The sequence below is a fragment of the Marinobacter sp. NSM genome (genome assembly GCF_052380025.1).
Taxonomy (GTDB): domain Bacteria; phylum Pseudomonadota; class Gammaproteobacteria; order Pseudomonadales; family Oleiphilaceae; genus Marinobacter.
In genome coordinates, this window is the sequence record NZ_JBQTCK010000002.1 from 293,831 (window position 1) to 308,774 (window position 14,944).

Here is a 14,944-nt window from a genome sequence, read left to right on the forward strand (position 1 = left end):
CCCGTGCTCAAATCCGACGGCAACGGGCCAGGGTGTAATACAACAGCGGTACCACGATCACCGTGAACATCGTTGACATGAGCAAACCAAAAATCAGCGAAATCGCCAGGCCATTGAATATCGGGTCTGTCAGGATGAAGTAAGCACCCACCACCGCCGAGATGGCTGTCAGGGCAATGGGTTTGATACGCACGGCGCCCGCCAGTACCACCGCACGCTCGAGTTCTACTCCCTCCTCCAGCAATTGCTGAATGAACACCACCAGCAGGATGGAATTGCGCACGATGATACCGGCCAGGGCAATCATGCCAATCATGCTGGTGGCGGTGAATTCCTTACCCAGCAGGGCATGGCCGGGCATGATACCAATCAGGGTGAGCGGAATCGGCGCCATGATGATCAAGGGCAGCAGGTAGGAACGGAACTGGGCCACCAGCAACACGAAAATCATGAACACGCCCACGCTGTAAGCAGCCCCCATATCCCGGAAGGTCTCGTAGGTAATCTGCCACTCGCCGTCCCACTTGAGGGTGCCTTTCTCCGGCAACGGTGGCTGCTGGATAAAGAACTGCTCCGGAGCCTCATCCTGCTGGTTAAGCAGGCTGACCATGCGGAACATGCCGTACAGCGGTGAGTCGATATCACCGGCCATGTCGGCGGTCACGTAGGTTACCGGCAGCAGGTTCTTGTGGTAGATGGCGCCCATCCAGTCCGCTTCCCGCACGTCAGCAACGCTGGCCAGGGGCACCAGGTTACCGTCTCGGCTGCGCACCTTGATGGACATCAGGGCCGATGGCTGGGCTTTGTCGGCCTCAGACAGGATCACCCGAATCGGCACCGGGTACTTGGCCTGTTCGTCATGCAGGTAGCTGACATTGACACCGCCGAGGGCCGTTTGCAGTGTTGCCACCACCTGGGCCTGGGAGACTCCCAACCGCGCGGCCCGGGCCCTGTCCACCACCACTTCCCACTGCTGGGTGGGCGCTTCCAGGGTGGTATCGATATCCACCAAGCCGTCGATCGTCGCCATATCCGCAGCGATCAGGTTTGCCAGCTCAGCCCGCCGGAACGCATCGGCGGCATAGACTTCGGCCACCACCGGTGACAGCACCGGAGGCCCCGGCGGCACTTCCACGATCTTGACGCTGGCATCGTAGCGCCGGGCGATATCGGTCAGCGGCCCGCGCACCGCCTGGGCAATGTCGTGGGATGGCCGGGAACGCTGCCCGGCTCCGGCCAGGTTGACCTGGATATCGCCGTGGTAGGGGGCACCCCGCAAGTAGTACTGGCGCACCAGCCCGTTGAAGTTCATTGGGGATGCTGTGCCCGCGTAGGCCTGCCAGTTATCGACTTCCTCCACGGTTTCCAGGTAATGGCCCATTTCTGTCAGCGCCCGCTGGGTCTGCTCCATCGGCGTGTGTTCAGGCATATCCACCACAATCTGCAGTTCAGATTTGTTGTCAAACGGCAGCATTTTCAGTATCACCGCCAGGAACACCGGCAGCGACGCCGCAGCCACGGTGAGCAGGATGACACCCAGGGCCAGGAACCGGCGCCGCCAGGCATGGTCCCCCAGGAACGGAGTCAGCACACCGCTGAATAGCTTCAGGGCGAGGGGGCTGACACCCTCGGCGGAATTGCCGGCATCGGCTTGTTCCCCGGCCTCTTCGCCCCGCCTGTGTTTCAGCAGCCGGAACGCCAGCCAGGGCGCCACAACAAAGGCGACAACCTGGGACATCACCATACCCGCCGACGCGTTGATTGGAATCGGGCTCATGTAGGGGCCCATCAGGCCGGTCACGAACGCCATGGGCAACAGCGCCGCCATGATGGTCAGGCTGGCCATGATGGTGGGGGTGCCCACCTCATCCACCGCCACCGGAATGATGTCTTTGATCGCCCGCCGGCTGTTCTGGATCCGGCGGTTGATGTTCTCGGTAATGACAATGGCGTCGTCCACCAGGATACCGATGGAGAAGATCAGCGCGAACAGCGACACCCGGTTCAGAGTAAAGCCCCAGGCCCAGGAGAACACCAGGGTCAGCAACAGGGTAATCAGTACCGAGACGCCCACAATCAAGGCCTGGCGCCAGCCCATGAAGGCCAGCACCAGCAGCATAACAGCCAGGGTGGCGGAAATCAGGTCTGAGATCAGTTTCTGCGCCTTCTCCGAGGCGGTTACGCCGTAATCCCGAGTGACCAGGACTTCGATATCCGCCGGTAAGGCCCGGTTTCGCAATTCACTGAGGCGTTGTTCAATGGCCGTCGTGATGTCGATGGCGTTCTCGCCCGGTTTCTTGGCGATGGCCAGGGTGACCGCCGGATAGACATCGCCCGCCTTGCCGGCCCGACCTTCCGGATGGGCGGGGCCAAATCCGGTTAACACGCTTTGGTCCGGAACCGTCTGCCCACGGCGAACCTCGGCAACGTCATCCAGGAACACGGCTGCGCCCTGGTGCATGCCCACCACCAGGCGCTTTACGTCGTCCGCCGATTCCAGCAACGTGCCGGCCTGCACCGGAATCGAAAAATTGTCCCGGGCTATTCTGGACTCCTGACTGGCAGCATTGGCCGACTGCAACGCACTTTCGATATCCGCCGTGGTGAGTCCGAACCCCGCCAGCAACGCCGGATTGAACACAATATCCACCCGGTCCGGTACGCCGCCGACGGTGTAGATGTCCCGGGTACCGGGCACCCGTTTCAGGGCGACTTCAAGCATATGAGCAAGGCGGGTAAGTTCTTCCCCTGTGTGCTCACCGGTGGGGTCGTAGAGGGTCAGGGTCATCACCGGCACATCGTCAATGCCGCGGGGTTTGATGACCGGCTGTGTGGCACCCAGGTTCGCCGGCAACCAGTCCTGATTCGAGTACACCTGATTGTAAAGCCGAACCAACGCTTCCTGGCGGGCGATACCCACCTCGAATTGCACGGTCACTACCGCCTGACCCTGACGGGACACCGAATACACGTGCTCCACACCTTTGATTTCACTCATTACCTGTTCGGCAGGCGTGGCGATCGCACTCTCCACCTCCCGGGCACTGGCACCCGGCAACGCCACCATAATGTCGGCCATGGTGACATCAATCTGGGGTTCCTCTTCCTTGGGCGTTATGACGACCGAAAGGATACCGAGGATAATGGCCAGAATGGCCAGCAACGGCGTCAGGTGGTTGTTCTGGAAAACCCGGGCAATGGCACCGGAGGGGCCTACCGGAGGCAATTGATCCGTCACGCCGGTTACTCCTGTTCAGCTGCGGAAGGCTGGCTGAGATTCAGCCGGTCGCTGCCAACCAGCATCGCTGGGTTGGTAATCACCCGCTCACCCGCAGACACACCGGACAAAACTTCCAGACGATCGCCGTCCCGGCTGCCCACGCGTATCTGTCGAAGCCGCGCCTGGCCCTGACTATCAAGCACAAACACCGCCCTCAACTCACTGCGCTGAACCAGAGCGGACGCGGGCACCCACAAGGCCTCCCGGCTTGCTACCGGCACCCCCACCTTGACCAGCATGCCCGGAAACAGACTGCCATTCGGCTCATTCAGCCGCAGGCGCAGGCGGAAGGTGTGGGTTTCCGGGTTGGCATAAGGGTAAAAAGTCAGCTCACCGGTCTCCAGCACACGGCCATCGGCCAGGGTAACCGTTGCCTGGCGTTCGCTGCGGGCAAGGTCTGCGTATTTCTGGGGCAGATCCACCACCACCCGCAACTGTTCCAGCGATAACCCACTCAGGAGCGGTTGGCCCGGGTTCACAGATTCTCCCAACTCCACATGGCGCTCGGTCAGAATACCGCCGTAAGGAGCAACGATCCGGGTGTAATCCAGTTGCTTCCGGGCTTCATCCACGGCAGCTTCAGCACGCTCTACCCGGGCCTGTGATGCGCTGAGATTGTTCCTGGCCTGATCAAATTCCTGCCGTGACACCAGGCCCCGCTCATGGATGGCTTCTACCCGCTCATATTGCTGGCGAGCATTGTCGAGGCCGGAACGGGCTTCTTCCAGGCCGGCCAGGGCCTGATTGAGTCGCGAACGCTGCTCGCTGTCTTCCAGGCGGACAATCAGGTCACCGGCGGCTACCGAATCATCCACATCGAAGGGCAGCTCGACCACGGTGCCGGAGGTCTGGGCGGAGACCGTACTTTGCTGCACGGCTTCAATCCGGCCATCCAGGTGAAGGACTTCGCTTACTGAGGCACGCACCACGTCCGCCAACGCCAACTCATCAGACTGAGCCGCTGCAGGCAGGAGCAACCAGGAAGCCATAAGCCAGGTCAACAGCGCAGGTCTGAGCATTCTTTTATACCTTTTTAGTCTTTCTTGATAACCACATTCTAGCACCACCTATCAACTTTGATCAGGTTGGCCACTCCGAATACCCGGCCAGGCATCAAAAAAGCCCCGGGCAGATTCGTCATCTACCCGGGGCACAATGTCACCCGCCGGCTATGAGAAGCGGGCAACCGCCATAACCGTGTCTACCAGCGCGCGGTCAGCGCGGCACGCAGAGTGCGACCGGGCTCGTTGACCCTGAAAACACCGCTGTCTGCGAGGTTGTCCTTACTGACGTGATACGCCCAGGTGTTGTCAAACAGATTATCCACCGCCCAGGTAAAGCTCAGGTTCGCCACCAGCGGATGGGTTCCCGACAGATTGAACACGCCATAACCCGGTGAAGTGCTTGGGTCCAGGCCGGACTCCAGATCCACCCGGTCCTGTCGGCGAGCCAGTTGCCACTCTGCCTCCAGGGTGTGCCCCTGATAATGCCAGCCCAGGGTCTGAATAAACTGGATTGGCGGAATTCTCGGCAAGGCCTTGTCCGCATCGCGATTTTCTCCGCGAACGGAGGCCAGCTTGCTGCTGCTACTCCAGGTGCCGTTGCTCCAGCCAACCAGACCTTCCACACCCAGTAATCGAGCATCGATGTTGGCGTACCGGGTATCCACCGTGCCGTCTGGATTGCGGGTATCAAATCGATAAACATAGTCTTCTACCTGGTCCACCCAGACCGCCGGCCGCCAGCTCCAGTTGCCATCACGGCCAGACAGGCTCACTTCCAGCTTGTTGTGCTTTTCGGTTTCCAGATCCGGATTACCAATCCAGGAGCCTCGCATCGTTCTCTGGGCAACGTAGCGCTCGTTCACGCTGGGGGAACGAACACTATGCGAAGCGGTGGCTTCCAGGGTGTTGATCGGAGACAGTCGCCACTCCCCGGTGACAAAACCGCTGACATTGTTATCGTCGGCCTTGGTGTCCGTCACGCCATAGGCGCTCATATACAGCATTGCAGGGGTCATGGTCATGGGCGCCCCGGGCATCATCCGGAAGCTGTCTCCGGCGCGGGTGGCATTCATTTCAACCCGGTCATAGCGGATACCGGCACCCAGGCGGGTATTGACCCGAATCCGGTGAAATGCCTCCACGAAGACACCAACACGGTCCCGCTCCACACCCGGCCACATCAACGACGCCGGGTTGTCCAGATTCATGCCGTTGTACATGGTGGCATCCCACTCATTACTTTCCATGTCCAAACCAATGGCGATGTCTTTGGTAACGTTGATGGTCTGGTCCAGCACTAGCCGGGCACCCTGGGTGCGGGTTTGCGAGTCGGTCTGCATTTTCATGGCAGACTCCCGCAGGCTGAAGTTATCCATCACATGGTCCACGTCTGCCTGCCAGGCCATCAGGCTCCAGGCGCCCTCGGCCACTGGTGCGCCGATTTCCAGTCTATAGAGCTCAGTATCGGTTTTTGGCGCATCCATGCCTCGGCCCGGAAACTTCACATCCCGCTCTTCCTGCCGGGTCACCAGGCCTTTGATATAGAGACCGTTGTCCGCTGTCCAGGCAGCGTCCACCCGGCCCTCGGTATTCTCATAGGAGCTGCGAACCTTGTTGCCGTCGCCGTCCTCATAATCGTTGGCTTCGTCATAGCCTGCGGCCATCCGCAGGTAGGAGGCCTTACTGCCAACCGCGACACTGCCATTCACCAGCTTGCCATCGCCATTATCCGCACCGCCCAAGGTGAGATGGCCCGTGGTGAGATTCTCGCCGGAAAATTCCGGTGCCGCCGTGGTGGCCACCACCTGCCCACCGGCAATCGGCCCCCAACGCAGAGTGCGATTGCTGGTTCGCACTTCCAACACCGGCGCCAGTGCCGTGCTCAATCGACTGGTGGGCGGGTCCATACGGCTTGGGCAGGCACCTTCAACCCGCATGCCATCCAGCAGCACGTCTACCCGTTCCTCATTCTGGCCTCGAATCACCGGGTCAAGGCCCCGCCCTCCCATTCGAGACAGCGACACCGACGCGCTGCCCGACAACCGCTGCACCGGCTCCGACTGCACGGCGGCAGCCGAAAGCCTTGCCGCCTCTGCGGATTGCCCCTCCGTCACCCGTATCAGTAACGAATCTTCTCCTCCCATCTGGGCGTGAACGGCAGGGGTGAGGGTAAAACCAGCCAACACCAGACTGATACTGCGAGCCAGACGTTTCTTGAGCATGCAGGGCGTTCCTTGTAACGGCGCGGTTTGATAATGAGGAACAACGAATGTCGGAAATTCTAACGGGCGACAACACGCCTGGCCTGGGACACAATGCCGCACCCCGTTGGAGATACCCCTAAGGGTGAGGTTTGAATAAATTTTACCCGGCCATCTTGCCAACTTATGCGCCAATGTGGTGCAATCACTGCCCTTTTTTTGGGCAACCGCTTTTCGGCGGTTTTCAATACGCGTATTCCGAGGGCCTTGCCATGACAGTTAAACTCGACGAAAAACTCGAACCGATTTTCCAGGACGTTCTGCACCGCAACCCGGGCGAGAGCGAATTCCACCAGGCGGTTCACGAAGTTCTGGAAACCCTCGGGCCGGTTCTGGTGAAGTACCCGGAGTTTGCCGACAAGAAAATCATCCAGCGTATCTGTGAGCCTGAGCGCCAGATCATCTTCCGTGTGCCCTGGCAGGACGACCGCGGCGAGATTCATATCAACCGTGCTTTCCGCGTCGAATTCAACAGTGCCCTGGGGCCCTATAAAGGTGGCATGCGCTTCCACCCGTCCGTATACCTCGGCATCATCAAGTTCCTGGGCTTTGAACAGATCTTCAAGAACGCCCTGACCGGACTGCCCATTGGCGGCGGTAAAGGCGGCAGTGACTTCGACCCCAAGGGCAAGTCCGACGACGAGATCATGCGTTTCTGCCAGAGCATGATGACCGAGCTGTACCGCCACCTGGGTGAGTATACCGACGTTCCAGCCGGCGACATCGGCGTTGGCGGCCGAGAGATCGGCTACCTGTTCGGCCAATACAAACGCATTACCAACCGGTACGAATCTGGCGTGTTCACCGGCAAGGGCCTGGATTGGGGCGGCAGCCGCGCGCGTACCGAAGCCACCGGCTACGGCACGGTGTTCTTCACCCACGAAATGCTGAAAGCCCGTGGTGACTCCCTGGAAGGCAAGACCGTGGTGGTTTCCGGTTCCGGCAACGTGGCCATTTACGCCATCGAGAAAGCCCACGAGCTGGGCGCCAAGGTCATTGCCTGCTCGGATTCCCAGGGCATGATTGTCCATGAGAAGGGCATCGACCTGCAGACCCTGAAGCGCATCAAGGAAGTGGAGCGCCGCCGGATCAGTGCCTACACTGAATTCCATAAAGACGCCAAGTACGTGGAAGACGGCAATATCTGGAGCGTGCCTTGCGATGTGGCGCTGCCCTGCGCGACCCAGAACGAACTGAACGGCAAAGACGCCAAGATGCTGGTTGAAAACGGCTGTGTTGCCGTGGCCGAAGGCGCCAACATGCCGACCACGCCGGAAGGCATCATTGTGTTCCAGGATGCCAAGATTGCCTACGGCCCGGGCAAGGCAGCCAACGCCGGCGGTGTTGCCACGTCTGCCCTGGAAATGCAGCAGAACGCCAGCCGCGACTCCTGGACCTTCGATTACACCCAGAAGCGCCTTGAGGAAATCATGATCGATATCCACAAGAACTGCTTCGAGACCGCCGCCGAGTTCGGTGCCGAGGGCAACTACGTGCTGGGCGCCAATATCAACGGCTTCCTGCGCGTTGCCAAGGCGATGAACGCCATGGGTGTTATCTGATCCGGCCATGATCAGCAACGAACCTCTCCAGCCTGACGACCGGGTTTCCACTGGCCTCAGTGGGTTGGATGAGGTTCTGGATGGCCTTCGAATCGGCGATAACGTGGTCTGGCGGGTTTCCGACCTGGACGACTATCGCCGATTTGTTCTTCCCTTCGTAGACGCCGCCTCTGATGCCGGCCGGCAGATTATCTACCTTCGCTTTGGCGACCATGCCCCGATTATCCGGGACCACCCGTCGGTTCGAACCATCACCATCGACGCCCTCGGCGGCTTTGAAAGCTTTACCAGCCGGGTCTGGCACCTGATCGAGCAGCATGGCCGTGGCGCCTTCTATGTGTGTGACAGTCTGAGCGAACTGCTCAACGCCTGGGCCACCGATGCCATGGTGGGCAATTTTTTCCGGGTGGTGTGCCCGTTTCTGTTTGAACTGGACACCGTGGCTTGGTTTGCCCTGCATCCGGAACGCCACTCCCGGCGCACCCTCGACCGGATTCGCCAGACCACCCAGGTGATGATTGATGTGCATCGCCACGGCGATGACGTGCAGATTCATCCAATCAAAGCCTGGCGCCGGCAATCGCCCACCATGTTCCTGCCGCACCGGGAGCATGATGGACAGTTTCAACCCATAACGGACAGCAGCGATGCCACCCGACTGCAAGCCAGCCTCGAGCTTGAACACCTGCATCGCCAACCCTTGCTGGACTATTGGGACCGGTTGTTCCAGGAAGCCAGCCGGGCTTTGTCCGACCAGGACACCGACTGTATCGAAGACTTGCAGGAGCAAGTGCTGCAAGTAATGATCAGCCGCGATTCCCGGATACTGGAACTGGCACGGCGTTACCTGTCGCTGGAGGACCTGCTGGGCATTCGCAGCCGCCTGGTCGGCAGCGGCTACATTGGTGGCAAGGCCACCGGCATGCTGATTGCCCGCAACATCCTGCTGAAAGACGCTCCTGAACGGTGGCAAAGCCAGCTGGAGCCCCACGATTCCAGTTATCTTGGCACAGATGCCTATTACGCTTTCCTGGTCCACAACGGGCTCTGGCCGGCGATCATGCGGCAGCGCTCCGAAGAGGGTTACCTGAGTGAGGCGCCCGCGCTCAAAGCCGCGATCCTGGCCGGCAAGTTTCCCGACGAGATACAGGCCGAGCTGGAGCGACTGCTGGACCATTACGGCCAGTATCCTATCCTGGTGCGCTCATCGAGCCTGCAGGAAGACGGCTTTGGCAATGCTTTTGCCGGTAAATACGACAGCGTGTTCCTGGTCAACCAGGGGGCACCGGAACAGCGGCTGTCGGCACTGGAAGACGCAATCCGCCAGGTGTACGCGTCATCCATGAGTGAAGATGCCCTGGTGTACCGCAAACAGCGGGGCCTGGACCAGCGGGAAGAGCCCATGGCGCTGCTGATCCAGCGGGTCAACGGGCGGTTTCATGGTCGCTATTACCTGCCCGATGCCGCCGGGGTAGGGGTGTCGCGCAACACCTTCGCCTGGGACAGCAGCATGGACCCGGAAGCGGGGATGGTCCGGCTGGTGATGGGCCTGGGCACCCGGGCGGTTGACCGCATTGAAGGCGATCACGCCTGCGTGATGGCGCTGGACCACCCCATGCGCCAGCCATTCCGCAACCAGGACGAAAGCTACCGATATTCCCAACACCTGGTGGATTTGCTGGACCTACAGGAAGGCACACTCGACACCCGGCCCCTGAGCCAGTTGCTGGAAACCACCAACGATCTACCCATGGATCACCTGGCCGAGGTGGATCGGGCGGCCAGTACCCGGGCCGAGCAGATTGGCTTGCAAGGCCCGGTGTGGCGGCTGACCTTCCGCCCTTTGGTGCAGCGCACTCCGTTTATCCGCCGGCTGTCACACCTGCTGCAAACCCTGGAAGCGGGCTACCGGCACCCGGTGGATGTGGAATTCACCCTGCACCTGGACCAACAGGGCAACCCCGCCTTCAACCTGGTGCAATGCCGCCCGCTGGCGACCATCGGCGAGACCGGGCCGGTGGCTCTGCCCGACGACTTGCCTGAGCGTAAGCTGCTATTCAGAACCCAGGGCCACTTCATGGGCGGCAACATCAACCTGGCCATCGAACGGGTGATCCGGGTAGACGCTTCGGTGTACGCCGGACTGTCCACCAGCCAGCGCTACGACGTTGCCCGCCGTGTCGGCGAAGCTGTCCGCGCATCCAGTGTGCCGACCCTGCTGATCGGCCCAGGCCGTTGGGGCACCAGCAGCCCGGATCTTGGCGTTCCGGTCCGCTTTGCTGACATTGCCGGGGTCGCCGCCCTGGTTGAGGTCTCAGAAAAGGCCGGCGAGATGGTGCCAGACCTGTCCTACGGTTCTCACTTTTTCCAGGACCTGGTAGAAACCGGCATCGCCTACGCGGCGCTGTTTCCCGACATCCAGCAATGCCGTTATCACCCTGAGCGCCTGCCCGCCCCCCCAACGTCCAGCAGCACCGAATCTCCGGTCAACCGGTCGGTTCAGGTGCATGATCTGCAGGCGCAACATCTGCAACTGACCGGTGATGTGGTGCGCCAGCAACTGGTCTGTTATTTCACCGATTGACCCGTCGCAAACAAACGCCGTTTTCACCTCCATGGCCGACGGCATACTGCTAGAATGCCCGCTATGGAATGGCTCACACACTCTCAAACCGGTTTTCGTCAGGCTGCCCGTTATCTTCTGGGTATGCGGCTGGCCATCATTGCCACGCAACTGGTCGCGATCGCTGTTGCCGAAACCACCGTAACACTGGCCCACCAGGCCGAAGCCCTGATCCTCAGCCTGCTTTATGCCGTTCTGGCCACGCTGGCCTGGCTGTGGTTCAGCCGTAAGCCCCCCGAAGCTTCCGCACCAGTCAGCCTGACCCTGGCCACAGATCTGTTGCTGATCGGCTGCTGGCTGTATTTCACCGGTGGCTACACCAACCCCCTGGTATCTTTGCTGCTGCTGCCGATTGCCGTCGCAATCATTCTGGTGCCCAGCCGCCAGAGCATTGTCCTTACCATCACCGGCGTTGCGGTATACACGGCGCTGGTGCTCTGGCACACCCCGGTCATGCACGATCACCACTCGGCAGACCTGGCCAGGTTGCACCTGGTAGGCATGTGGGTAACCTTTGCCCTTACCGCTGCCATTTTGCTGCTGGTGGTGGGCACGCTCGCCCGCAGACTTCGCCTGCAACAATCCCAGCTCTCGCAGTTCCGGGAAAACCGTCTGCGGGATGAGCAGATCATCGCGCTGGGCCTGTCGTCGGCCGCCGTTGCCCACCGGCTAGGTACCCCGCTGAATACCATGACCCTGTTACTGGATGAAATCCGTTCCCACACCGAAGGCCAGGCCTCCGTAGCACTGACGGAAGATCTCGACCTGATGGGGCAGCAGTTGTACCTGTGCAGTCAACATCTGCAACAACTGACCAAGGCGGCGATTGAAGCCCGCACGGCGCAACTGGAAGTACTAACGGTCAAAGACTGGCTAGCGAGGCTGCGAGAGTCGGTCACACTGCTGTGGCCGTCCGTGCCAGTGCAGTGGCAGGGTACGCACCCGAATGCCTCCGTGGCCGTGGATGCCACCCTGGACCAGGCGGTGCTCAACCTGTTGGCAAACGCCCTGACAGCCAGCCCGTCCTGGGTCGCTGTCAGAAGCCAGCTGTCCGATTCCGGCCGGGTGGAAGTGATTGTTAAAGATCACGGTGACGGCCTGGAAACCGCTCTGCAGGGCACGCCGGGTGAGGACATTGTCGACTCCCACCATGGCCTCGGGGTCGGGTTGTTCCTTTCCAATGCCACGATCCAGAGGCTTGGCGGCAATCTCCGGGCCAAGGCCAGTGACACAGGCACCACCATGGTCATCGATTTACCGGTAGCCCAGCCCCAAGGCGAGGAGATACAACCATGACTACACAGGAACTCTGGCTGCTGGTCGACGATGACCAGGCGTTTCTCCAGGTGCTGGCCCGCTCGCTGTCTCGCCAGGGCATCGAAACACTCTGCGCCAGCGATGCTGACAGCGCTCTGGAGGCCATCCGTACCAGGCCGGTGAACCGGTGTGTTCTGGACCTCAACCTGGCCGGGGAAAGTGGTTTGCAGTTGCTGCCGGAACTTCTGGAACAGAAGCCGGACCTGGACGTACTGGTGCTGACCGGTTACGGCAGCATCGCCACCGCGGTAGAAGCCATGCGCCGCGGCGCCGTCAACTACCTGTGCAAGCCGGTTACCGTGGCCCAGTTAATGAATGGTTTTGAACCCCTGGACGCACCACCGGACCTGAGGCCCGAACCGCCGTCCGTGGAAGAAATGGAATGGGAACACATCCAGCGCGTGCTGAACGAGCACGATGGCAACATTTCCGCCACTGCCCGGGCCCTGAACATGCACCGACGGACCCTGCAACGCAAACTGCAAAAACACTCGCGCTGGCGCTGATGAACGCTTACCGTCCGGTGCGCCCTAAGAATCTCCCCGGAAATTGACATCAATCAACCAGACACCGCTATGGTCGAATGTCCTAACAGGCCAGATAGGCTAGCATCGTGCCCCGTTGTGAGATTGCAATAAATGGACAAACTGATCCCCACGGATTCTACGGACGTATTCCCGGCGCCTGATTGATAAGCTGACCAAACCATCTCACAGGGAGGAGAGACACTTAAACCACCGACACCCGGAACACCCGACATATGTCGAATGCCCCTGATTCCAACAATACGTCACCGGAGTTTGACTCCAAGCGCCTGGCATTGGTGGCCTCTGCCACCCGCAACCTGGTGATCATTCTGGATGCGGGTGGTCGCATCGAATGGGTGAATACCGCTTTCGAACGTCATACTGGCTTTCACCTCGACAGCATAGTTGGAAAGAACCCCGGCGAACTCCTCTACGGGCCGGACACTGACACCGAGACCGTCCGCCGTATTCGCCAACACCTGTTCCGTGGCGAAGTGTTCGAGGAAGACATTCTCAATTATACGGCGGATGGCACGCCCTACTGGGTACACACCTACTGTATGCCCGTTGGCGAAAGCGAGGGTGTCGAGCCCGGCTTCGTTGTTATCCAGACCAATATCTCCGATCGGAAAAACAGTGAACGCGGCCTGCGCATCGCCGCCAGTGTGTTTGATCGCAGCCACGAAGCCATTGTCATTACTGATCACTTCAATCGGATTATCGACGTCAACCCGGCTTTCTCCCGTATCACCGGCTACAGTCGCCCGGAAGTACTTGGATTGAATCCTTCCATCCTCAGCTCCGGTCGCCACTCCCGCGAATACTACCAGTCCATGTGGACGTCGATTGAGAAGACGGATCACTGGCGGGGCGAAATCTGGAACCGCCGGAAAAGCGGGGAAGAATATGCAGAGCTGCTGTCGATCAGCCGCGTTCACCTTGAAGAGCCGGGGCGTTTCTACCATGTGGCCGCGTTCTCAGATATCACTGCTCTGAAAAATCATGCGAAGGAACTGGACCGCGCTGCCAACTATGACGACCTGACCGGGCTACCCAACCGACAACTGTTGGAAGAGCGTCTTCGCTCGGCCAGCGCCCACGCGGATCGTCAGAAGCGGGTGCTGTCCATCTGTTACCTGGACCTGGATGGCTTTAAAGCCATTAACGACCAGCTGGGCCATGACCTCGGCGACCTGGCGCTGCGAGCGACCGCCGAGCGCCTGACCCGCGCCCTACGCAGTGGCGATACCATCGCCCGCATCGGGGGTGATGAATTCGTACTGTTGCTGCAAAGCGACAGCCCCGAGGCGGTGTATTCGCGAATACTCGCCAATGTCAGCGAGCCCCTGCAGATTGGTGACCAGACGGTCAACCTGACCGCCAGCCTGGGCGTCACCCTGTATCCGGAGGACGACACCGATGCAGAGGGCCTGATTCGCCATGCCGACCAGGCAATGTACGCCGCCAAAGAGAAGGGCCGGAATCAGTTCCACATTTTCGACCCCGGCCTGGATGCCCATCGCCGGCAGCGCCGGAACCAGTTGATGGAAATATCCCGCGCGCTGGAGAACGAAGAATTCGAACTCTATTTCCAGCCCCAGTTACGCCTGGACGATAGCGAAGTCATTGGGTTTGAGGCGCTGATTCGCTGGAATCATCCGGACAAAGGACTGATTGGCCCCGGTGAGTTCTTGCCGGCTGTCGCCAACAGCCATCTGGAGATCCCGCTGGGCCAGTGGGTACTCAAGGAAGCCATTCATCAGATGAATCTGTGGCATGAGGCGGACGAATCGCTCGCCGTCAGCATCAACATCAGCGCTCCTCACCTGATGGATCGCAGTTTTGCCGATTACCTGGAAAGCTACTTGCACAGCCATCCGGATGTCCGCCCCGGGCAAATCACCCTGGAGGTTCTGGAATCCACCGCGCTGGAAGACACCAAGCGTGCAAGCAATGTGTTGGCTCGCTGCCGGTCCCTGGGGTTACAGGTGGCACTGGACGACTTCGGCACCGGCTTCGCGTCATTGACTTACCTGCGCACCCTGCCGGTGGATGTGATCAAGATCGACCAGAGTTTCGTTCGCAACATGCTCACCGATGCCAGTGACCGCGCGATTGTGGAGAGCGTGATTTTCCTTGCGCAACGCTTCGACCACCCGGTTCTTGCTGAGGGCGTGGAAACCATGGAGCATGCTCGCGCCCTGAGAGACATGGGGTGCAACCTGATTCAGGGTTATGGCATCGCCCGGCCAATGCCAGCGAAAGCCTTGCTGCCCTGGCTGGCACAGTGGCGCGATCAGGTGAGCCGACATCACAGCCTGGGCAAACATGAACAAACCTCCGTCCAGGGCGGAGGCATCTGACCGGGCG

8 protein-coding genes are annotated in these 14,944 nt (G+C 60.2%); 5 read left to right on the forward strand and 3 right to left on the reverse strand.

Going from position 1 to position 14,944, the window contains the following annotated elements:
• Positions 1-7 precede the first annotated feature (7 nt).
• The 3 genes from ACTZWX_RS05460 to ACTZWX_RS05470 all read right to left on the reverse strand — a co-directional run bounded on the left by ACTZWX_RS05460 (position 8) and on the right by ACTZWX_RS05470 (position 6,506).
• Positions 8-3,238, reverse strand: a complete 3,231-nt coding sequence (locus tag ACTZWX_RS05460; RefSeq protein ID WP_444713069.1) for an efflux RND transporter permease subunit — start codon at positions 3,236-3,238, stop codon at positions 8-10.
• Positions 3,239-3,243: 5 nt separating this feature from the next.
• On the reverse strand, positions 3,244-4,299 hold the full coding sequence (locus ACTZWX_RS05465; RefSeq protein WP_444713070.1) for an efflux RND transporter periplasmic adaptor subunit: 1,056 nt from the start codon (positions 4,297-4,299) through the stop codon (positions 3,244-3,246).
• 182 nt (positions 4,300-4,481) lie between these two features.
• Positions 4,482-6,506 (reverse strand): TonB-dependent receptor domain-containing protein, encoded by a 2,025-nt coding sequence (locus ACTZWX_RS05470; RefSeq protein ID WP_444713071.1) that lies wholly within the window; start codon positions 6,504-6,506, stop codon positions 4,482-4,484.
• Positions 6,507-6,757: 251 nt separating this feature from the next.
• On the opposite strand from ACTZWX_RS05470, the gene gdhA reads away from it, so the two are divergent.
• From gdhA to ACTZWX_RS05495, 5 genes are all read left to right on the forward strand, one after another.
• Entirely contained in the window at positions 6,758-8,107 is a 1,350-nt protein-coding gene (gdhA, locus tag ACTZWX_RS05475) for an NADP-specific glutamate dehydrogenase (RefSeq protein ID WP_444713072.1), read from the forward strand.
• A 7-nt stretch (positions 8,108-8,114) separates the two neighbouring features.
• On the forward strand, positions 8,115-10,691 hold the full coding sequence (locus ACTZWX_RS05480) for a PEP/pyruvate-binding domain-containing protein (RefSeq protein ID WP_444713073.1): 2,577 nt from the start codon (positions 8,115-8,117) through the stop codon (positions 10,689-10,691).
• A 63-nt stretch (positions 10,692-10,754) separates the two neighbouring features.
• The gene (locus ACTZWX_RS05485; RefSeq protein WP_444713074.1) at positions 10,755-12,026 is read left to right on the forward strand and encodes a sensor histidine kinase; all 1,272 of its coding nucleotides are present in this window, start codon (positions 10,755-10,757) and stop codon (positions 12,024-12,026) included.
• A complete protein-coding gene (locus ACTZWX_RS05490) occupies positions 12,023-12,553 on the forward strand; it encodes a response regulator transcription factor (RefSeq protein ID WP_420194934.1) in 531 nt (176 codons plus the stop codon). Before ACTZWX_RS05485 ends, ACTZWX_RS05490 begins: the two co-directional genes overlap by 4 nt.
• A 254-nt stretch (positions 12,554-12,807) precedes the next feature.
• Entirely contained in the window at positions 12,808-14,937 is a 2,130-nt protein-coding gene (locus tag ACTZWX_RS05495; RefSeq protein ID WP_444713075.1) for a putative bifunctional diguanylate cyclase/phosphodiesterase, read from the forward strand.
• Positions 14,938-14,944: the final 7 nt, after the last annotated feature.